The organism is Rhodococcus sp. UFZ-B548 (assembly GCF_903819475.1).
Lineage (GTDB): Bacteria > Actinomycetota > Actinomycetes > Mycobacteriales > Mycobacteriaceae > Rhodococcus_F > Rhodococcus_F erythropolis.
The window spans coordinates 1-22,573 of record NZ_CAIJDS010000075.1 but is presented as its reverse complement, the minus strand read 5'-3'; the positions used below and the strand labels follow the sequence as shown (position 1 = coordinate 22,573).

Below are 22,573 nucleotides of genomic sequence, written 5' to 3'. Positions count from 1 at the left end.
CAGAATGCCCCAAACATCCTTCGCCGCTTCACTTTTCGATTAACGTGACAGTGCCTTCAGATATCCGATTTTGTCGAGCAAGCATCTGCCACTATCAGCGACACGAGCGGGTGGCGTTGGCAAGCGGGCTGTATTCGGAATCGCAACGATCGGAACGACTCAAGAACTCATCAGGGCAATCGTCGATTTCCAGGGCGGCCCCATTCGTCCGTAAGTATCTCCAAAAACAAACACGCTTCAGCCAATCTCGCAGGTGAATCACAACAAGAATAAAAGCACTAATACAACGTATTTAAAACTAATCAGCTAAGGTTCTCGAGCAACCGTCTGAAACTCTAAATTTCACTGCCAGATCAACAAGGTTCCTCAACGATTCTTCGGAAAGACCGTTTGCGGCGACTAACAATGACCGCAAAGTTACGTATTCGATTCTACTTATCAATTCGGTATCTGAACTCACTACTTTTATGACGGAACCATTCGACGGCAACGAGAAGAAATAGTCAGGTGTCACGCGAAAATACGATGCCAGAGCGAAAACAATCTCGTCAGAGGGTGCCGAACGAGCGCCTGTCCGCAGTTGCGAAAGGTACGCTAAAGAGATCGGTTTGCCATACCTGCGCATATCCTTGACAACTGACTTATTGTACAGCCGTCTTCCAGATCCTGCGAACAGTGCGTTCAGGCGAAAACGAAATAGATTTCCGTCATCGTAATTTTCTACCACGGCACCGCACTCATTCCACTATTTACCGCCATGCTGCGGGGAAGCTGGTCTAATCAGTCCTGTTTGCCAACCAGTTGATGATATCGTCGTCGAGATACTCCGCGTCAAACTCCAGATCTTCGGTTGGCCAACAACTCGCCGGCGATAACAACGGATGCGGGACCGACCACCCGAAGGAACATGGCGGTAAGGCTTGGCGGGGATTCCGACGAATATTGTGACGGGTATCTTCGTCGAGTGCGGACCACCATTGAGATGCTACCTCGTCGAAATGATTTCGACGAATCCAATCTCGGATCCCTGGTTGAGTATCTCGCGCGTACACCGTTGACCAAACCGCTCCTTTAGGAATAAATCGAGCAGAGTCACCTCTCAATGCGTACGGAAGCGCGAGCATATTCTCGCGTATACGCATGGGTAACCCTTCAAACCAAACCTGGATCCCACCTTCCGGCCTGTCCTGCAAAAATTCTCCTAAAAAGATAGTGTACATACTTCATAACACTTCAAAAAATTCGATATCATACGCATCCCACCGCGCTCACGTCACAATCACATCACACTTACTCGGCACGGAGGGGTGATAAAGCGGGTGAATTCGGGTGCCGTCCATCTCTGACACCTCGTAGCAACCAACCACGTCTATGTGTTAACTCTCAAATCAAGACGAGTCAGTTGCTGATCATTAACGAACTGTCGTTTACTGACCCACGTCGAACCGGATATCGCCACACGCATCGGCCGCCGGGAGGACCTCGGATCACGCGAACACAGGAGCACGAAAATGCAGGGACCGCTGAAAACTGCTGGTATGACTGTGGTTCTCGCACTCGGCGCTGCCGCGCGGGGGTGCAGAATGCGCGGGACCCGATTCCGCTCAAGCAGCGCCGGGTGCGGCATCGATGATCCGACCGCGGTTCATTCGCGTAGGTGAGCCTTCGGATTCGGGTCATGACCGGCCGGTTCCGTGGTCGAGCAGTGCCCGCCGGGTGAGTTCGGCCTGAAGCTCACCGGTGCTGATGTCGCCGAGGGTGCCTGCGCCGCTGGCGGCTTCGTCGGGTCTCATGTAGCCACCGGCTACGAGTACGTCCTGGATCGGGACGTCGAAGAGGGTCGCGGCTTCTCGGATCGTTGCCCGGGTCGGGCGACGGACGCCGAGCCACCGCGCCACGGTCGAGGGCGGTACCCCGAGTTTTCGGGCTGCGTCGGCGTCGTCACTGTACGGGCCCGTATCGAGTTGCTCTCGCACCCACCCCGCAAAATCGTTGTACTGCATGGTTTCCTGCGAAATCCTTTCAGAATCTGGAGGCGACGGAGCGCCAAGGACCCGGTGACGCAATCACCCGTTGCGGGTCGGAGTGCAGGGCTCGGCCTCGGGTGTCTGGGTGGGGGATGTGGTGGGAAGGTCGGGGTCCGATCGTCTTAAGCGTGCCGGGGCGGCGGGAACGACCGGGTCGCAGGGCCGAAGGCTCTCGGCCGGCAGCGGTGGAACCTGAGGTGATGGGCCGGTGCCCTCGCCGACCCCCCCACCGCCCTGACCTGCCGGACCGGGAATGGCCGATTCGGAGGCAGAGGCGTCGCTTCCGGACCTGCGTTCACCATGACTGCTCTCGGGCCGGTGTTCACCGCCGGGCTGCGCAGGCGGGGTGTCGGTGTTCGATCGATCGGTGGTGGCGGTGCGCGCGTTGTCGGGCGCGAGGACGCTGAGCAGGCCGATCAACAATCCGCCGAGTACGAGCAGCACCGACAGCAGTACCAGCGGCGCCCACCGCCGCGAGGCGGCTGCGGTCGGCACCGCTTCACCAGCTCCGCCGAAGACACCGGGCACAGGTGACGCGGTTGCGGGAGCGGGGCGTGCGGCGGCGACCAGGGCTGTCCCTATCGCGAGTTGGGCGCGCTCGCCGAGGAACAGAAACCCGAGGCCGGACCGCTCGGCAGCCGTTGCGGACAGCTCATAGTCTTGTTCGGGTATTCCCATCGCCACGAGCATCTTCGGAACCGGATTCTGCTGCACCACAATCGTGTCCAGGGTCGCGGTGAAGGTTGCGCTGCTCGCGAGCAATTCAGCGCTGATGTAGCGGTGCGCGGACTCGATCGCGCCGGCGCGAAGATCTATCGCGGCGATCACGGTCTCGGTGCCTTCGGGCCAGAACGCGAGGATCGGTGACACTCCGGCCAGGGCATCGACCGCGCTCAGGTACGCCAAGCGCGCGTCGAGGCCGTTGACCACGACGACGGCGCCGAACGCCTGCGCAGGCAACGTCTGCGGAATCAGATCGCGGACATCCGCCCGCTCGCACAACACCCCGATCACCGTCGGCTGCAGGTCAGAACGTGCTGCTCGCTCGATCGCGACCTGGGTTGCCGAGGCGAGCGCGCGCGCCGACGCGTGCGCTGTGGGAACACCCCCGTCTTCTCCCCACCCGTGCCGGAATTCGTCGATCGATCCGAGGCGCGGGGTGTCGGCGTCCACGAGGGCAGTGGAAATGGACGTGCTGTCGAGCGCGATGCCCAGGCTTTCACGCACGGGAACCTCCCACAATCAACCGGGCGCCACGAATACGGAGAAGTCGGTGCGCGAGGCTGCTCTCGTCGCGGATTCGGGTGCCGGTACTCAGAACGTCACCCCGTTCACAGTCATCGCTCCCGGCTCCAGTGCGATTTCCACCGGTGCTCGTCCGTCGACTGTGAGGCGATACGTTCCCGGCACCAGTCCGACGAAGGAGAAGTGCCCGTCGACCGGTGTTACCGACCGGACAATCGCGTGACCACACTGATCTACGCCCTCAACGGTCACCGATTCCGCCGCACCGGAGGTGACCATCCCGGTAATTCGCCCGTCCGCGGTCACCGGCCCACTCGGGCTGAGCGCACCGCCTGCGAGGGGGATGCCGTATGGATCGCACTCCCCGGTCCGGGCCGAGACCCGCACGAGCACCTCCCCCGAACGTGCACGAACCGCTCCCCCGTCAGCACTCACCACGACAGCGACCGGCACCCCGCCCGTTTCTGATTCAGGGCTGGCCCCGGCGATCATGGTCACGGCACGAGTGACATACCTGTCCGGCTCCACATCGCCTACCCGGCACAGTAACCCGATCTCGTCGACGAACGATCGGTCACCGCAGTACTCCGGAACCGCGGACAACGTGAACCCTCGCGGCACCGGCAAGTCGATGACCACCTCCGGCAGCGGTGTATACCCGACACCGATGTCGACGACGTACGTCACCGAATCACCCTCACGGACAACACCGTTGGACGGACCCGAATCCATACCCGGGCCGTCGTCGAGATCGAACGGTGGCTCACCGTCGAAAACCGTCAACCCGACGGTGAACGCCGAAGCGGTGTCAGATGTTGCTGCCGCCCGGACATCCGATGCCGTCGCCGGCGCTCCGAACGCCGCCGCCCCCACCACCAGTGCTACGGCTGCGACCCCTGCCCCGATGCCGCGCCTGCATCTGCCGTACCGGCGCGGGCGCACCCGGACCGAGACCGCCCTCGGCCATTGTGTTGACGCGACGGTTCTCACGACATTCTCCCTCACTGCCTGACTTCAGGGGTCCCCGGCGGACACGAGTCGCACTGGCGAATCGCAAGCTACTTGCATGTTCAATTTAAATGGTTGCCAAGTGCCGAGAACCTGCCTAAAAGGGGTGATTCCGAGGATGAAAACAGGACAGTAAGGGTGAGGGCGTGGGTGAGAGGAATACATCTCGGCACTCCGAATTTCACTCCAGTTACGATTCGGCATATAAAGAACAGGCACGGGTCGGTGAGAGCCTTTACCAATGAGTGCGCTATCAACATGCAAATCACAAGTAAAGACTTGACTCAAGGAACAGGAATCGACGAGGGAATGCTCAGCAACGACGATGACAACTGGGCAGCCATCGCGCCGCGGCGCACCCCAGCCGAATCGGTTCCCCGCCGCGTCGTGATGGCGAAACTCGATCGCCGTGCTGCGTTGACCATCGTCCGCGCCCCGAGCGGCTACGGGAAATCGTCGTTGATCGCCTCATGGCTACGCACGCACCTCATCTCGCAACAAATCCTGGTGTGGGTGCCCGCGCCCACCGCCTCGTCGACGATCGACGAGTACTGGCGCACGGTCCTTACCCGAATCCATGCCGCCGGCATCGCGCTACCCGATCCCGGCGGCCCTCCGGCCGATCCGTTCTCCGCCATCACCGCAGTCCTGACCGCCTCGCACCGCCCCGTGCTGATCGTGCTGATACGTCCGGATCTGATCCCGCACCCCGGGGTCGGCGACCTCATCGTCAAGCTCCTCACCCACTGCCACACCCTGCACGTCATCGTGACGGTGTCCGGGACGAGTATGTTTCCCGAGCCGTACCTGCTCGACATCGATCACGAGGTCATCCGGACGCGCGAGCTGCTGTTCACCGCCGCAGACACCGCGCATCTTCTGCCCCTGACCGGCGCACTGTCGCTGCCCGACGACCCAGCACGCATCACCGCACTCACCGGCGGAATTCCCGCGTTGGTGCGAGCGGCGGTCGCGGCGGTCACAAACCTCCCCGGCGTCGGTGATCGTGCCCGACTCCTCGATCAGTGCGTCGATCGAGCAGTCGACGCGTACACCGCCGATCATGTCCTCCCCACCGCTGATGCGCTCGGGCAACGCGACTTCGTCCTGCGCACTGCCTACGCTCGCGCTCTCACCACAGACCTCGCGCAACCCTTGTACAACTCCGACATCAACGAGCCGGCACCCCGAATCCGCGAGCGGCTGGTCGTGCTCGAATCCGCCGGCACGCTCACACGGATCGAAGGCGAACCCGAGGAAACCTGGGAACTGCCGCCGCCGGTCCGGCGCTCGATCCTGCGGCTACACACCCGCGCGGGACGCAATGTCCGCCAACAACTGTCGTCTCTGGCGCACCACCAACTCGCGAACCGCCGTGCCGCGGCCGCGCTCGACTACGCCGTCGAAGCACAGAACTGGGCCCTGACCGCGGGCATCATCGATCGACATTGGGCCGCGATGCTCGCCGGCGACGCGCACACCCTCCAGACTGCACTCGCGAACATCCCGCACGAGGCTGCATCGCAGTATCCGGCAGTGCTCGCCGGCCGCGTCATGCTGGGAACGAATCCCGCCGTCGACATCGAGATGTATCCTCCTTTACCCCAGTCGCCACGTGAGCTGTCGGCCCTGGCCACTACCGACGTCGCGAAGGACGCCCTGGACATCGGCTGCGTCCGATCGATCATCCTCAGGAACGCCGGCGAGTACGACAAATCGGTGGCCCTGACCCGGCGCCTGTCCCACCTTGCCCGCAGCGCACACGAACACGACCCCGACGCTGTCACCGCCCAACTGCCCCTCATGCGAGCCCACTGGGCACGCAATCATCAACTCCGCGGCACCCTCACCGAATCCACGGCTGAGGCGCGCGCGGCATACCACGGCGCACTCACCCAGAACGTCGAATTCCTCGCACGCACTGCCGCAGGCACCATCGCCCTCAATCGGGCGATCGTCGGCGAATCAGTGCACGCCCGGCACTGGTCCGAACTCGAACGCAAACACGCGAACCGAGACTGCCGACACGAACCACTGCTACGCACCGCCGGACTCGTCGCGCGAACACTGATCGCACTCGACACCCTCACCGATGCCGATGCCGAGGCCGAGGCCCACACCGCACTGACCGACACGGCTGACCTGACCGACACCGACGCGGAAGAGCTGTGGGCGTTCGTCATCTACGCGCACAGTCGCTACGCGCTGACCCGCGCAGACACGACAGCAGTATTCGGTGCGTTGTCCTTGCTGCGCAGAACGCTGTCCACCCACACACACCACAACACCGCCACCTCGATGTCCCTACCACTGATGCACGCCACCGAGATCGACCTCCTCCTCGCCCTCGGCGAAGCAAACGCCGCCACAGCGGCAGCGGCAGATATCATCGACCCCGCAACCACCCCCTGGACACTCGTCTCAGTCGCGCGTCTACACCAACGAATCGGCCGCAACGAAGCCGCGTTGGCTCTGTGCCATCAATACGACTGCAGCGCCGAATCGAATCCACGGCTACAGATGGAAGTGCAGCTCGTCGAAGCCGTCGCCCACATAGCACTGAGACACCCGCAACTCGCCGCGCAAGCATGGTCGAGGGCCTGCAGCATCGCAGACCAGACCGGGCTCCTGAGCGTCTTCTCGACGATCTCCACCACCGACATCGACACCGTCGAAGAAACCGCGAAGACGGCATCACGTGCACTCTCGCAGTTCCGCGCAACACCGCTCGCGGAATGGTTTCCGAAAACCGTGCACATCGTCACCCTCACCGAACGAGAACACACCGTGCTCGCACTGCTCGCCCACGGGATGGCTCCAGCAGCGATCGCCGACACCCTGTTCGTGTCCGTCAACACCGTCAAAACACAACTCCGCACCCTCTACCGAAAACTCGGCGCCCACAACCGCAAGGACGCCATCAGCCGAGCACACGCCCTCAAACTTCTCCGCCCACACGCCCCTGAACCGCCCGCCGCCTCGGCGCCACCGAAAGAACAGCGCACCTAAAAAATGCTCACCCCCACAGAACACGAGCAAGCAACAACACACCCACACCGCAACGACCACACCGCCGGCCGATCACAGGACACCGCGAACACCGAAGCCCACGCGACATGCACAGCAACTCGCACCTCACGGCCACGACCGTCACAGTCAGAAATCTTCAGCCAGCGATTGAACCTGCTGTTCACAACATTCACGCACGACTCCGGACGTCGCATCACACAAGCACAACTGACCGCACAGATAAATTCGCGCGGCTACCGACTCTCACGCGCCTACATCTCACAACTGCGCCACGGAACGCGGCAGAACCCATCACCGCAGCTGGTGAGAGTGATCGCCGACATCTTCGAAGTTCCTGAAGACTACTTTTTCATCCCCACCGGCTCTGCCGACGGCATCGAAACAAACGACGCCCGTGTTCTCGAACAGCTTCGAGACGACGATATCCGCCTCCTGCTCACCCGAGCCCACGGACTCTCGACCCTCTCGACTGAACTTCTGCTCGACATGGCACAACGACTCCGCGTCGCCGAACACCGACCGGATATTGATCGATGTGCGGGGACTCGGAACGCACACTGACGTTCAACATCGCTAAGCCTGAATGAACCGCTCCGATCACTGCCACATGCATGCCGCAGACACCGCATGCCCTACCGTAGCGAAAGAAGAATATTCTCAATCGCCGTGACAGCCATGCCACCGAGGAAAAGTCATGCTCGGCCGGTTCAGCGTAGCGATGAGCTCGACCTCGACGCCCCGGCGACTGTCAGCGGTGGTCCGGGCACCGCAACTCAGGCACAACGGCCCACCCGCTCGCGGTGAGCCACTGCTGCACCGGATCCGGCAGGGTGCCACCCCGTGCGGTCTGTGCGAAATCGCCGGCGAGGATCGGACCGTCGCCGCACACCGTGCAGGCGACGTCGAACGCCGGCGGCGCCGGCTCGCAGTGGCGGCAATGCGATCGGGCGATCACCGCACCAGGATCGGCCGGGTTGTCGGTATGCGGATGCAGCCAGATCACGGCCAGGTCGCCGCGTTGATGGGCCGCTTCCGCTCTGGTGCTCGGCTCGTACCCACAGGACGGGCAGATCCGCGACGTTCGCGTTGCCGCAGCAGGAACCGCAGCTACCCCGCTAACCGGATCAGTCGACGCACTCGCCGCCGGTGCGCGCTTGTTCAGGTGTCCGTAGACAGTAGTGCGGGGAACGTTCAACATCGCCGCGATCTGCGCCACCGTCTTCTCCCCCGCGTCGTAAAGCTGCTGAGCGAGTGCGATTTGATCGCCGGTGAGCTTCGGCGGACGGCCGCCCTTTCTCCCGCGCGCCCGCGCAGCGGCCAACCCGTCCCGGGTGTTCGCCACGATCAACTCACGTTGAAGCTCGGCAAGGACGGACAGCATCCCGAACATCGCCCGCCCCTCCGCGGTCGCGGTGTCGATTCCCTGCTCGAGCACCTTCAACCCGATCCCCCGCTCCCGCAGCTCGGCGCCGAGGGTGATCAGATGCAACACCGAACGCCCCAACCGATCCAGCCGGGTGATCACCAACGTGTCACCGCTACGCAACCTGGTCAGCACCGCATCGAGTTGCGGGCGTGACGCTTTCGCACCGCCCGCGCGGTCGGTGTGAATGTTCGCGGCGTCGACCCCCGCCCGCGTCAGGGCATCGACCTGGTGGGCAGGGTTCTGATCTGCGCTCGACACCCTGGCGTAACCGAACAACATCTGTCGAAAATATCCCACTCCCTCGTTTTTCGACAGGCTTCACCGCCCCGACAATCACGAGGTGACGGAGCAGTACGATGTCTCGTGCGCTCATTCCTTGCCAGGTCCGGGCGCCCGGCTCATCGGTGCAGCAGTCACGCGCAATCCGATGAGCCCGAATACTGCGTGCCTGCTCTGATCGGCGGTCCGCACGCACGGCCCACCGGATCGGACACCTAACCCCGATCCGGTGGGCCACTTCAACCCGCCGGAGCTGCGCGGTAGGAACTCGCCCCTCGGGGATCTGTCGGTTGGAGCGTAAGAAGGTACATCAGGTAGTGCTGCCTGCCGAATTGCGACGCAGACCTCTCCGTGGTGGTGACCCGCCCGGCCGATCGTCAGTACCAGCCGGGCGGGTCGAGTACACCCAACCTCGGAGAGTCGGGCGCACGATCAGGGAGCAGCCCACCGGGAAGTGTGTGACGACATCTCGGCGAACCCAATCGGTCACCGTCTCGAAACTAGAGACGACGCGGAAAAGGAATGTAGCGCACACAGTTCCGCTAATCCGCCACCACCCTGCGACTTACAGCGGCCACGCCCCGACCACAGTTCGGCCGAACTAAGCTCACCTGAACAACCAAAGCCACACCCTCACAGGAGCAGCGATGAGTCCTCGGCCCACCTGGCTCCACACTCGATCCACCGAACTCCGGGCCGCCCTGCTCGATCTCGGGCTCACGATCACCGACACCGAAGCCCGCAATATCCTCGACGACAAAGTCTCCGAGTACGCGACCCTGATGAGAGTCACCCGCCAGACCGCACAGCGAGACTTCACCGACGAACGTCTCCTCGCGTTCGCGCAGTACCTCGCTGTGTCCCTCTCCGACGAGGCCCCCGGCGCCGATCTGATCGAATTCGAGCGCGCCATCTCCATGCCCGTCGCTGCCGTCGGCCTGACCACCGCGGCACTGGCCGAAGCTTTGAAAGTCGCGCACATCAACCTCGATGACAAAGAAGCTGTCGCTGGCCTGTCCTTGCTCTCGACTCTCGGCATGATCACCGCCGATTCCAATGCTTTCCTCGTCCCCACCCCACGCCCGCTGCTCCTGCGGATCGCTCGTTACCTCGACGGCGCCGCGGCATCCATCACCGATGGTGCGAACCTGCCCGACGGACTCGACGACACCCACAGACAGCAATTCGCGGACATCCTCGCCCAGGACGCCGACGGAATCCGGGCCCTCGCCAACACCGACGACGGCGACACCCCGAGCCTGTGGCGCACCCCCAACCCGCGCTGACCGCCGGCGCATCAAATCGCAGTCCACGCGTCGAAACCTGCGGGACGGCTCGCCCGCCGATAGACCAGGGGTGGCTACCGGCGGAGCGTTCGCCATACCCGTTGGGGACCGGGTGATGCCGCCCCCGAAAATTTACGTGCCGCCCGCCCCGGTTACCAGTCTTCGCACAGTTACAGCTACTTGAGCATTGAACTACCGGGAAGTACCTCGCCGCCTGCAGGTGAACCGATACCGAGTTAGTTCATCGCACCATGGGGCGCCGTCACTTACCTCCCGCTTGCCGACCGCCCAGCAACGACGCAGTAACATCACCCACCGTGGTGCGCTGCTTTCCGCCTCGGTTCCAGCGCACCACCCGTTACCACCGCGCAGGCAGTCGCCCTTTCGCTCGGCCTGCATGATCCACACGTGCAGGAGCTACCCATGACCTCCACAGGCGAGCGTCTGACCGCCAAACTCGAGCAACTCCCCATCAGCGGCAACGCCCCCATGTGTTCGCTCCTGCGCACGACGCTGCTCGCACACGCGCAACGGGGCAGCGACATCACCGAACCCACTGTGCTGGGACTGCTCGCTATCACCGGTGCCCTCGAAGAACGACTCACCAGGCTCGAAGCCAGCATCCAACCCACCACCACATGACCCCAGCATCGCCCCGCATCCACCAACGACCACGCCTGCATGAACGACTCAGCGTGCCAGTCGAGACTGCCCTCCTTCTCCGCTGCATCCTCTCCGCCATCGTCATCGTCTGGTGGGCAGGCGGAAAAACGCGTCTGTCGAATAGGCAAAGCCAGCAGGTTCTCGACGTAGATTTTCGACACGAGATCTCGACACGAGATCTCGACACCTCAACCTCAGTACGAACTGGGGATATACGTACTTCACAGAAGCGTCAATACTGATCCATTTTCAACACACACTCAGCCCAGTCTAAGACGCTCTCCTACCGAGCCATCACTGCCGGCCATTACCAATCACATAGCGATCTTCAGGGTGGCTGCCGCAGTCCTCAGCGCCGTTGTCGACGGCCGTCGCGAAGCAGTGCTCGGGCCGGAGGCGCGGCCCGGCGTCGGACGACGCTCAGACTCCTACCAGATGCCTTGCAACCACAGAGGGAGCGGCTGACACCCAGAGAGACGAGGGTCCGTCAGATGACTAGCGGGGCGCCTTCAGCGTCGCGTCCGACGTCCTTCGATGGAAGAAGTGACTCAAACTCAGGCGTTCCGTAGGTAAGCAGAGTGACACCATCCAGGCTTTCGTCGCTGACCTTGCGATCAAAGGTAACCAGCACCTCCTCGCTTGTCCCCACACTGGCCGTGTAGTTGGCCACGGAAGTTGTGCCAGCGTTCACGTCGAACGAGTTCGGCGTCACCTGCACGGGCGGCGTGAGTCGGTACACCGCTTCCAACCCTTCGACCGGACTGAGATGTGGCCCGGTCAGCGGGTTCATAGTGAGCACCCTCTCCAGATCCTTGAGATCTGTCTCGCTGCGCAGCTCGGGTGGTACTTCGATATGCCCGATAACCTCGGGCGAAGCACCGAGGTCCGCCTTCTGGATCGCGTTGCTGTTGAGGTTCTCTACCTCTCCTTTGAGCGCGTCGACCTTCTTTTCGATCGCCTCGTCGGTGGCCTCTCCGAGTGCGAGTTGCTCGATGGCCTTCTCGATGTTGGCGAGGACAGGGGCTGCGTCACCGATGATGTCGGTGAAGTCACCGTAGTCCTCTAGAATTCCCTCGTAGACGCGCTGCTCGACGGTATCGGCGTAGAAGTAGTTCGTAACAGCGATGTCCTTGAAGGATGCTCCGATACGATCAACTCGGCCGATGCGCTGCTCGACTCGCATAAGGTTCCAGGGCATGTCGTAGTTGATGAGTCGGCCGGATGTTTGTAGGTTGAGGCCCTCGCTCATGGAATCGGTGCCGATGAGCACGGTCAAATCGCCGCCGCGGAATTGGTCCTTGATGACGGCCTTGCTGACTTCGGACCAACTCTGGTCGGTGTCGTTGTATATCTGTCCACCACGACCGGAGTAGCAGCCGATCTTGGTAATCCCTGCTGCGATCAGGCGTTCGCGCACGTAGTCCATCGTGTCGGTGTACTGAGTGAACACGACCAGACTGTCGTAGGTCAGCAGTGCCTGGTTTACGTCGGAGACCAGTCGTGTCGCCTTGCTGTCCTCTCCGGTGATCTTGTTCAAGTCGTTGAGGAATAGCCGGAGTTCGTGGATTTCGTCTTGTAGGCGGTTGGCCGATCCTTCGAGGGCTTCAGGATCGAACAGGGAGTCTTCGACATCGATGTTGTCGTCATCCGAGAGGAGATCGATGAGACTCTTCCCCTGTTCGAGAACGTCGAGACGGCGTGTGAGGGACTTCTTGATTGCCTCGAACGACGACGTGAGACGACGACGGTAGACAGTCATGATGAATCCGAGCGCCTGGCTGGATTGGTCCGTCTTGTACGAATTGTAGTGGCGCCGAATGTATTCTTCGATCCGGTCGTACAGTTTCCGCTCGTCCGGTGCGAGCTGGATGAACGCGTCATTGACGTGTCGGGTCGGGATAACGACCTCGTCCCCGATGATTCCCGCAGCCTGATACTCCCGCAACGTAGTGCGGGTGTTTCTGAACACCCGGTCCCGCATCGGGTTGTGACGGCGCAGCCATTTATCCATCCATTCGGAAGCCTCGTTCGGCATCTGCAAACGTGCTTCCAAGGACGGTGGATGCGCATCCAAACCGGACACCGCCCATGCACCGACAAACCCGAGCGCCGTATTCACTTGATCTTCGAGGTGCTGGTCTCGATCGGCGTTCGGGTCCGCGAAGTAGTCGGCCAGCATCTCGCACTGGAGTTTCCAGCTGCGCGATCGGGGATCGTGGCGGAACCGCTCGAAGTACTCGAGGAAGTTGGATGCCGACACCGCCCACCTCCCGTTCAATCCGAGCAGAGAGATCAGGTCCCATGCTTCATGCTGATTCATCTGCATCGGAGTGGCCGACGCAAGGTACAGCGCCTGCCACATCTCCTTGTCCCGCATTTCCAGCAGCAGCCCGAGCAGCGAGTTCGGAGTGTCACTCGGCTTCGAACCCCGCCGCCGCGCATGGTGAGCCTCGTCAACGAGGACGACGTCCCACGGTCCCGCAGCCAGGATGTCCTTCCTGCGGTCTTTGCGGCGCGCGAGGTGGCTCGAAGCGAGCACGATCGGGAATGCCGACCACAGGTTCGTCCCGGCTGGCACAGGGACGGGTTCGTCGTTTCGGTCGAGGAACTCGCCCTTCTCGAGCCGTGGCACGTCGAGGTTCATTTTCTCGTGCAGCTCTTCTTGCCACTGCCGCATCACTGATGCGGGAACCAACAGAAGTGCCTTGCGTGCCTTGCCAGTCAGAAACAGTTCGCGCAGCACGAGGCCCGCCTCGACGGTCTTGCCCAGCCCCACCTCGTCGGCGAACAGATAGCCACGAGGGTAGGTCGCCACGACTCGGTCGATCAGCCTCGCTTGGTGCGGTAAGGGCTTGACTTGCGCGGTACCTACCGCTGTGTACGGCGACGTCATTGGTCGGCCGGCAAGGTCGACAAGCTCGGCCCACGCCCCCTTCGCATCCACCGACTCGACATCAGGCGCGTCCGGTTCGCCGCCTTCCTCGAATTCTCGATCCGGGACTACTGGCGGCAGCGGGGGCGCGACGGGTGCGTGCTCGATGAGGTGTTCACGCACCGCTTGGGGCAACGGCACGATCGCCCACCCCTCGTCCGGCTGGTCGTGCCAGTGCCGGTCGAAGTCCCGGACTGCTTCCTGACCATTCCACTCCCACACTGCTGGCATCCACGACGGGAACACGTCGAAAGTTTCGTGGTTCTCCGCCCACGCACGTACGGAAGCGTTGTTCGATCCGTTGAAAGCGACCCTGTTCCCGTTCCTGTCTGTGAACACTCCGTATTTGGTATGGAAATATTTGCCAGATTCCTTATAGGACAAGAGCTTTCCGCCGAGCTTTGGCACCCCAACTCGGATCTCCAGCCTGTCGTGGGCAACCATCCACGCGAGTACGCCCAGGTGCTCGTTTGCGACGATCTTCGTTCCCTCGAGAGCAGGATCCGCCAACAACCGAGCAGCCACGACATCACTCAAAGGCTGGCCGGACAGCACCGCTTGGACGTCATTTTCGTTCAACTGCGCACCAACGATGAGCCGCATCCGGCCACCGTTGGCCAGGAACTGCGCGGTCCCCTGGGCCGCGAACTGCAACTCGGCGGCTGACCAGTATCCGACCGCGCGGTCATAGGCGATCGCACGGGAGAGCATTGGGATATAGAAGGTTCTCAGCGGTTGATCTTTAGGCGTGTACCGCGCCTTCAACCCGATGCTGTCGAACGAATCGCCAGCATCGGGGAGTTCGATCAGCGTTCCCTGGTGTTCCTGCCCGGTGCCGGGAATTTCAACCAACCGCGATTCCTGCGGATCCGGCTTCATCGGTCAGTCGTCCCCAAATAGCGAACCTTGCACCGCTGGTGCGGCCAGGTCCTCTGCTTCCGGAAGTGTGACAGTCGGGAAGTACAGTGTGCACAGGGTGTCCAGCAGACCTGCTTCGGGAATGATCCAGGCTCCCTTCGCCCTCGTGCGCGGGATCGCGTTGACAAGCCCCTGCACAGTGGAGATGAAGCCCGAATCGGCGGTGAACCCGTGCCTGTCAAGGAACCGCTTGGCCGCCGGCATCCCGTCGACGTCGGCGATGTAGAGCGAGGTGTCGACGGCATCGATCGTGAACTCGAAGCTCCCAGCTTCCGGCCGGACACCGGGAAGCTCACTGTCCGTATCACGCCGGAGCCGCTCAATCGGCTGAAGCAGGGTGACACTGCCAGCACTCTTCTTCACGATCTTGGCCCTCTCAAGGTGCTCCACATCGATGCCCCCAACGGCGAGTGCCAGCAGTCGAGCTGTGTCGTATGGGAACTCACGTGCCCCAAAAATGTCCCATGACATGAGCACGAAGTCCGTCATGTCATCGACATGCGCGGCCTTGCCGACCAATCGAGCCCGACGGAGTCGGACAACCTCCTCGCGGGCAAGGTCAAGAGCATCCTCGGGGCGCAGCAACTGATCCTTACCGTCGGAGTCTGGGATGGACGAGTACACCGGCCAGTTCTGCGAGATCACCGATAGGGTCGGTCCGTAGGTAGACAGGAGCAGATCGACACCGTCAATACCGTCGTGCTGGAACCGTCGAGCCGCGGCCCGGGCCGCGTCGCGGATATCCTGTTCGATGTCGTCGAGATATACCCGCGCGGACCCGCCGCTGGTGTCGCGCTTGCGGCATACCAGCATGATCGTCGATGCCGCCGAGTTCATATTCGCCTGGTGCAACGAATTCTCGAACTCTGTATTGACCGGCCATGAGGTCTCGATAGTGAAGCCTGCCTGCAATAAGCCCATCCCAAGTGTGTCCCACGCCTCAGCGCGCTTATGTGTGAACATCACTGACAGGACACCATCGTCGCGGAGCGCTCTACGGGCTTCGGCGAAGATGGCGGTCATCTTGGTCTCGTAGTCCAAGTCCGCCAGTTCCTTCTTTCTGCGCCCCATCGCCTCGAATCGGGACGGATTCGCGACAGCCTCGTTTTCTTTGTCTGTGAGTTCGTCCCGGAAGTACTCCGGGACCAGTTCACCCAGGGTTCCCTTCTCCCAGACATAGAAATAGTCTGCGAGCTCGGCGTACATCACGTTGTCGTAGTAGGGCGGATCCATGCAGACGTGCGCGATCGACCCGTCAGCCCAAGGGACGTCTGCTGCATTTCCTTGCGTCACCTGGACGGCTGTCCGAGCAGTGCCATCGGCCGCAGTGAGCGTAAGGGCATCTTCCTGCCCAAACATCGCGGATAGATCTCGATAGGATTTGAGAGCCTGACCGAGCGCCCAACCGTAGATATCGTGCGCGCCCTCCATCTCAGCGAACGTCCACTTCATGGCGAAGTTGTGGCTGTCAAAGACGCTGCGCATTCTCTGGTAATTGACATTCCAGGACGATAGACGTGAGTTCCAGTTCAGCGCTTTGCCCTGCATCGCGGCCAACTCAAACAGAACCGCATCACCGCGTTCCCTACCCAAGTCTTCGCGAACCTCGGCAATCATGTTCCGGAACTCCGCGCCGAATGTTCCATGGACGAGGAGTTGGCGATGGGTGAACATATCGGTCCATGACACGAAACCGAAATTCTTCGGCTCCCGAGTCTTGGTACCTGTTGGTATCTCCTCTGTGGGAAGAATCCCGCGCGCTTCCCATTCTCCTCGCACCTCGCTGAGCTGAGCACTCGCAGCACGTAGTGCCGCCAAGTCTGATTCGTCAGGCGCGCGGAACTCGGTGTCCCCATTGGGATTCGAAACAACCACTGCATACAAGACTTGCCGCATGCGCCCTGACTGTGCTTCAGACTTGATGTACTTGCTGTCAATCACGAGATTGTCGTAGGGGCTTACACCGGTGCCGCGGGCGACTGTTCCGGACTCCGCGTCGACACTGTGCGCACTCTGTCCAGTGACCACCTCGAATTCTGGTTCAGCGAGAGGAATCCCATTCCGTTCGATGACCAGACGAACCGCAACTTCTTGTCCCTTGACCTTCCGCAACCACTTGTCGCGCAGCAACGGTACGAGTCGTCCGGTCCGCGGGCAGCTTACTGCGTTAGCCCAGATGTAACGGGTGATCTTCTCGCCGGGCCGCGCAGGAAAGAATTCCTCCAGCGCCTGTGTCACGCGCGTAACGAGAACCTCACCCCACTTCTTTAACGGTGCGTTGAGATCGCCTCCATATTTGGCAGGGAGAGCAACGCTGGCATGTAGGACTGATGCCGCGACACCGTTGAGGTCATTGGCGAGTGTCGGAAGGCCGAGCCGGGCCGCGGTGAATGGAATGCTTCCACCACCTGCTGTTGGATCTGCGACAGATGGCAGTTCACCCCAAGTCCATGTAAGAACTGCGTGGAGAAGTGATAGATCAGCGTCCTCAGGGTTGTATCGGTAGGCCTGCTTATAGGTGAAGGGGTTGTGCTTCAGTCGAGTGCCAACGAGAGCTGCCGCCTCCTTCTCTGCTTGCGCGGCAAGGACATCCCCACGAATACCCACCAAGTGAAGGAGCCATTGGCGGTAACCCAGTTCAGACTGCACCTGCGCCGAATTCGGAAATGCCGCCGCCAAACTGTCCGACCAGGAAGGCATGAGACCACCGAGGACAACAGCGGCCGAGGCGACCAGAGGTCGCCTTGCCCACCAGATATGCAGATAGGACAGGGGCGGCAAGGCCGAAGACGCAGCCCGTTCACGGCGGGACTCGATGCCAAGTTCGGCGACTGGGAGCCAGTCTTCGATGAGAACGCGGGGCTTGGTACTGGTCATATCCATCTTTTCAGTTCAGTCGTCAGCGAGCAGTGCGCGGAGCGCCTTGCGGGCACGGGAAGATTCGGTGCCAATGCACTTGGAGTACCAGTAGTAGGTTTCCTCGACACTCATGGCGTTCACGCCGGCGACAATCGCGCGGACTCGTGCATGTTTTGTAAGGGGCTGGGTGGTGAGGAGGATCAGTGCGAGTCGGACGCCGTCGACTTCGTGGATCCGGATCGGAGCTTTGCGTGTGAATGCGAGAACGCTGGGTGAGTGCCCGGAGCCGCGCGCGGCGGCAAAGACGGCGTCGGTGATCCGGCTGGTCTGAGCGGGTGTGGAGGTAACGACGTGGGCTGCAAGTGCGTTGCCAGTCTCTCCGTAGGTTTCCTCGAGGACGAGTCCGTAGAAGTCGTTCTTACCTGGGACGACGGTGATTCGGAATGCGCGCGTGGCACCAACTGCTGTGAGAGTTCGGATTCGGGTTGCGGTGTTAGGTCGGGCGCTCATCGGGTCACCTCGGCGGTCATGGTGGTCTGCTGGATCTGGAGGTTTTTGATTACAGTGCGGATCTGGCTGATGTCCGCGGTGTCGACATCAACAGGCGACGCGAAGACGATGTCGAGGGTTATGTCGCCGGCGATTTTGGTGGCGCCGGAGAGTGCCTTCTTGATGTTGCCGTAAGCGCTCTGGAAGTCGGCTCGTTCTGCAGTGCCTGTGAACCGGAGTCCACCGGTGAGGTTCTTGTACTCGGCGACGAGGGTGCTCGTCACAGTGATGGAGTACTTGGGCAGCATGCCGAGTGCTACGACAGTAAGGTCGATGTCGCCAGTGCCCTTCGCCTCGTCAGCTGTGACCTTAAGAGTCAACCGGGACACAGTGCTAATGGTGAAGTCGGAGACCTGGTCGATAATCTTCTGGAATGCTGCTCCACCCGGCCCCGTCGCGGTGAACGTCTTGTTGTTGACGGTCCTGGTCGGTACCTCGATGCCGGCAGTGTCGGCGTCCGCGCGCGGGATGATGCGCAGTGTGTCGAGTCCCTTTTCCTTCAGAGCGCTCGGAGTCAGTGCGCGCATGCCAGGCACCGGATCGGAATCGAGGACGACAATCGACTTGTAATCACTGGCCTGCACCGCGGTAGCGAGCAGTTCCAGAACCTCAGCCTTGGACGGTTCGCCGCCGCACTCGACGTCGAGGAGTGCACGGAGTTCGGCGCCGGTGGTAGCAGCGTCGGGGAGGACCGCGCGGAGGTCGGCTTGGGTCGGCTTGCGCACGAGCAGTCCACGGTTCTGGGCCTCGGCGGCTGTCATGATCTCGGCATCGCCGCTGAATCCGACATTCATGCCCGCCATCGCGTGGGCGGTATATGCCTTTCCCGTGGAGCCGTCGTAGTAGACCCAGTTCTCGTTCTTGATGCCGTTGGAGATGGCCTCACGTAGGAGCGCGGGGTTGCGGACGATCGGGGATGCGTGGTCCATCCAGAAGTAGTCCACAATCGCAGCAGTCGTGACGGAATCGACCTTCGGCCAGGTCTTCGACCGCAGGAACGAAGCTGTGAACGAGTCGCGCCGGATCTTGCCCTCGTCCTCGAGGAGCGCGATCACCGCAGATGTCGCATTCTTCGTCTCCCCCTGGACCTGAGGGGGAAGTTCCCTGTGACGCAGATGGCCGTTCGACTTGTCGCTGGTGGGAAAGTAGATGTGCTTGTAGCAGCGGTTTACTGCAATCCGCGCTTCGAGCGACGCCTGTTTTTGATAGGTCTCGATCTTCTTCCGCACCTCGGCACTGAACTGGCTCAGCCGCGTGGTATCTGCTGCGAGGATGTCCGCAGCGATCAGCGCGCGGGCACGATCCTTGAGGACGTCGATCTGGTCGTTGGCAGGAACCGCGAAGACGACACCATTGCGGTACTTGCGGGGTGAACCAACGGTTCCGGTTTTCTCCAGCATCTCGACCAGCAAATTGGGGGCGATGTCAGAGTCCTCAACATTCACCGACAGAATGCGATAGTCGAGCACCGCGACGCGCAAGCTGGCATGGTCAGGAATGTCAACAGCACCGGATGGGAAGTGAATCGGGGTAGCTCCTCCGTCGTTGGAGAACGCGCGATGGATGAGGTCGTCGACGATGGCTGCGACACGAGTGTTCGCGACGTTGCGTTTCTCTGCTTCGATGATGGCATTGACGTTCGGTTCGACGTTAAAGCGCCACCGGGCGCCGTCGTATGCGAGGTGCCAGAACACTTTTTCCGACTCGGTCAGTGCCTTCTCGAAGATCGTGGCGTCCTCGCCGGGGCGGAGGGTGCCGACCAGCCAGTCGTTACGGCCTGCGCCGGTGTTGGATTTCATCTCCAGCGAGTGTGTGAATACCGTTCGTGCGACGCGGGTCGCGTAGCGCGGTTTGCCGGGGAAAATATCGGCATCGACCGATACCGAGTGGGAGCTTCGGCCGGCGAAGTCGCCGATCGCTACAGAGGAGAACTCTCCGCGTCCGAGTCCGTCGGTGAGGTGGTTGAGGACGGGGGCGTCGGAGTAGTCGATGTCGCCGACGTTGATGATCGCGGTGTCGTCGCCGTCGCGGTAGATCCCGGCCACGACCTCCGCAAGGAGCTTGAGTGCACCGCGGGCTCGTTGGAATTGTGGGATGTCGCCGAGCCGTTGGTCGAGGACGCGCACAAGTTCGGGGTGGAACGGGTACGACTTGGTGACCTGGTCGGCGTAGGTGGCGGGCTGTTCTGGCCCGCCGGCGAGGGTTTCTGTCTTGCCGAGGACTTCGTAGAACTCTCGGTAGGCGGCGCCGGCGGCGCGAGCAGCTTTTTGGTCGACGGTCTTGAACAGGCGTGTCTTGAGGATCTCACCGATTTCGGTGTCGTCGGCGGGTTTGATGACGGCGGACGGCTGGACCGCGCGGGCAAGCACGTCAGCTGTCTCGGCGACGGCACCGCTCGCGGCGGAGGCGGCGTCATCGAGAAGATCCGTCATCTCCGTTGTTTCTTTGCCGAATGCGTTGGTCGAGGCGGCCAGTGTGATGATGACGGACACCTGGTTCGTCGGGTCGGATGCGACCTCGAACAGGTTGCCGAGGAAAACGGCGATGGCCTTGGCCATGCGACGAACGTCCTCACTTCCGGATGAGGTGACCTGGCGGATGTACTTGGCGATCTCGTCGATGATGACGATGGTCGGCTGGCCCCCGAACGCTGCCTTGATCGTCGAGGTGCCCGGCGCGGTCCGTTCCTGGTCGCTGGCGGCCATTGCCGTGTACGCATCATCACCGATCTGGGCCGCCATCTCACCCCAGAGGGTGTAGGTGCGGTGCCCGTTGGTTTCGACACCGGCGACCGGATCCAACGCGTCACCGACCAGTGCTGCGATCTTCACAGGCAGGTCAGGCAACAGTGAAATGTCGACGAAATCACCAAGATTGGCTGGTCGGGCACCCTTCGCGAGGTGGTAGACGGCGGTCAGCCCATGAGTCTTTCCACCACCGAACGAAGTGGTTGGGCGCAGGACACCATTCTCCCCGGCTACACCTTTCGATCCCGATACCCGACCGAACGTTTTCGTCAGGAGGGTACGCAGCCCGCTGGTGGCGTACGTCTGCGCGAAGAACGCGTCCGGGTCCCCGTACACCGGGTAATGGTCTGCGTCGCGGACAACCTTGTCGAGCTGGGCAGCAAAGTGATTGTCAGCAAGTCCACCACTGACGACATCATCGCGCGGCTCACACACTGTGCGCAGCGCTACCAACCCTGCATTGTCACTACTGGTTGCCATCTACTGCCCCTCGTTCATTGGCTCTTTTGGATCAAGTTTTTGTGGACGTCTTCCGCCAGGAAGCGCCTCCGGATACCTATGGCATGTGGTCCGAATAGCGGAGTCAGGCGCCGTGTTTGACGAGCGGCATTTCGCGGGCGATCCGCCGGATGTACTCGCGTGAGTAACCGGTCCGCCGGACAAGTTCCACTTGCTTCTCGCCGTGTCCGAGTGCAGCTCTGATGGCCTCGTGAAGGGTGTCGCGCGTCGCCTGTAAGCGCTGTTCTGCGCGGCGATGTTCGGCTAGCGCCTTGTCGACCTGGTCCATGAGAGAAGGGTACAACTGTAGGCCAACTGCTGTTTGCATCGGATACCGACATTCCGAACCCAAACCGCCTACACGAGTTGGCGCCATCTAGTTGGTGTGCCTTCGTTGGACTGAGTGGGGACTACCCCGCTTTCATAGACACATGACCTAGCAGTGCAACGTCTTCGGCGACCACTGCGGTCATGTCCTCCACATCGAAGACCGATGCCACCGTCTGCAGTGGTAAAGACGGATTGGAGAATCGTGGGAAAGACTTCTATCCCACGTACAAAGAGATTCTTTTGACCGACAAATCCTCGATAAAACCAGTCACCCTTTCTGCGCAACTCGTGTCCCTCCCTACGATTGCGGCAACAGGCAAAGAAACTTACGGTTCGGAAACGATCAACGAAGCGAGTTCCGATGTCCGTCTAGCGATTACGAAAATGATTCGTGATGCCGACCGAATCGCACAGCACTACACCGATTTAGAAAATAGTGTTCTATCAGCCAAGTCGGATGTGACTCCTATTGTGAATTCGTACACTGACGCGTTGATCGCTTGCACCTTGTCAGGAAATCATCCGACATGGTTCATTCCCGAAGACCTGACTGGAAATTAAAGCTCAACTCTGGTTCAACGTCCTCACCTTAGGTACCCGGTAATACCGATTACAAGGGGTTCCACTAGCTCGCTGGCGAATTCGAACGTTCGCTGGCGGTGGCCTCCGCAGTGGATCGGTCCATATTTTCGAGCTCCCCAGAGCACGGTTCATAAATGACCTTGGTCTCAATAGGTCAACGCATCACCGACGATAACGGATCAGCCCCAGAAGAT

14 protein-coding genes are annotated in these 22,573 nt (G+C 61.3%); 5 read left to right on the top strand and 9 right to left on the bottom strand.

Translation table 11 applies throughout. From position 1 onward, the window contains the following. Window positions 1-1,676 precede the first annotated feature (1,676 nt). The 3 genes from H7C86_RS34300 to H7C86_RS34290 form a co-directional block, all read right to left on the bottom strand. Complete coding sequence (locus H7C86_RS34300) at window positions 1,677-2,003, bottom strand: helix-turn-helix transcriptional regulator (RefSeq protein ID WP_182263244.1); 327 nt, start codon at window positions 2,001-2,003, stop codon at window positions 1,677-1,679. 63 nt (window positions 2,004-2,066) lie between these two features. Next, the gene (locus tag H7C86_RS34295; protein WP_182263243.1) at window positions 2,067-3,254 is read right to left on the bottom strand and encodes a hypothetical protein; all 1,188 of its coding nucleotides are present in this window, start codon (window positions 3,252-3,254) and stop codon (window positions 2,067-2,069) included. An 87-nt stretch (window positions 3,255-3,341) separates the two neighbouring features. Next, complete coding sequence (locus H7C86_RS34290; protein ID WP_259349397.1) at window positions 3,342-4,262, bottom strand: DUF4369 domain-containing protein; 921 nt, start codon at window positions 4,260-4,262, stop codon at window positions 3,342-3,344. A 297-nt stretch (window positions 4,263-4,559) separates the two neighbouring features. Between H7C86_RS34290 and H7C86_RS34285 the strand changes: the two genes are divergently transcribed. Continuing rightward, the gene (locus tag H7C86_RS34285; protein ID WP_259349396.1) at window positions 4,560-7,289 is read left to right on the top strand and encodes a LuxR C-terminal-related transcriptional regulator; all 2,730 of its coding nucleotides are present in this window, start codon (window positions 4,560-4,562) and stop codon (window positions 7,287-7,289) included. 3 nt (window positions 7,290-7,292) lie between these two features. Beyond that, a complete protein-coding gene (locus H7C86_RS34280; protein WP_019749866.1) occupies window positions 7,293-7,871 on the top strand; it encodes a helix-turn-helix domain-containing protein in 579 nt (192 codons plus the stop codon). A 187-nt stretch (window positions 7,872-8,058) separates the two neighbouring features. Here the strand turns inward: H7C86_RS34280 and H7C86_RS34275 are convergent, their stop codons facing one another. After that, entirely contained in the window at window positions 8,059-9,015 is a 957-nt protein-coding gene (locus H7C86_RS34275; protein WP_182263245.1) for a recombinase family protein, read from the bottom strand. 647 nt (window positions 9,016-9,662) lie between these two features. Here H7C86_RS34275 and H7C86_RS34270 point away from each other — a divergent pair. Together H7C86_RS34270 and H7C86_RS34265 are read left to right on the top strand one after the other, a co-directional pair. Further along, the gene (locus tag H7C86_RS34270; protein WP_182263242.1) at window positions 9,663-10,301 is read left to right on the top strand and encodes a hypothetical protein; all 639 of its coding nucleotides are present in this window, start codon (window positions 9,663-9,665) and stop codon (window positions 10,299-10,301) included. Between the two features lie 423 nt (window positions 10,302-10,724). Further along, window positions 10,725-10,943, top strand: a complete 219-nt coding sequence (locus H7C86_RS34265; RefSeq protein ID WP_182263241.1) for a hypothetical protein — start codon at window positions 10,725-10,727, stop codon at window positions 10,941-10,943. A gap of 508 nt (window positions 10,944-11,451) precedes the next feature. On the opposite strand, the gene H7C86_RS34260 is transcribed toward H7C86_RS34265, so the two are convergent. From H7C86_RS34260 to H7C86_RS34240, 5 genes are all read right to left on the bottom strand, one after another. After that, the gene (locus tag H7C86_RS34260; RefSeq protein ID WP_182263240.1) at window positions 11,452-14,775 is read right to left on the bottom strand and encodes an SNF2-related protein; all 3,324 of its coding nucleotides are present in this window, start codon (window positions 14,773-14,775) and stop codon (window positions 11,452-11,454) included. A 3-nt stretch (window positions 14,776-14,778) separates the two neighbouring features. Then, a complete protein-coding gene (locus H7C86_RS34255) occupies window positions 14,779-17,691 on the bottom strand; it encodes a DUF1156 domain-containing protein (RefSeq protein ID WP_182263239.1) in 2,913 nt (970 codons plus the stop codon). Window positions 17,692-17,706: 15 nt separating this feature from the next. Next, on the bottom strand, window positions 17,707-18,183 hold the full coding sequence (locus H7C86_RS34250; protein WP_182263238.1) for a hypothetical protein: 477 nt from the start codon (window positions 18,181-18,183) through the stop codon (window positions 17,707-17,709). Continuing rightward, complete coding sequence (locus tag H7C86_RS34245) at window positions 18,180-21,449, bottom strand: ATP-binding protein (protein ID WP_182263237.1); 3,270 nt, start codon at window positions 21,447-21,449, stop codon at window positions 18,180-18,182. The genes H7C86_RS34250 and H7C86_RS34245 overlap by 4 nt, the downstream gene beginning before the upstream one ends. Before the next feature lie 103 nt (window positions 21,450-21,552). After that, window positions 21,553-21,756, bottom strand: coding sequence for a hypothetical protein (locus H7C86_RS34240; protein ID WP_182263236.1), 204 nt, complete (start codon window positions 21,754-21,756; stop codon window positions 21,553-21,555). 182 nt (window positions 21,757-21,938) lie between these two features. Between H7C86_RS34240 and H7C86_RS34235 the strand changes: the two genes are divergently transcribed. Next, window positions 21,939-22,358: a hypothetical protein gene (locus H7C86_RS34235; protein WP_182263235.1), complete on the top strand. Its 420-nt coding sequence runs from the start codon at window positions 21,939-21,941 to the stop codon at window positions 22,356-22,358. Window positions 22,359-22,573: the final 215 nt, after the last annotated feature.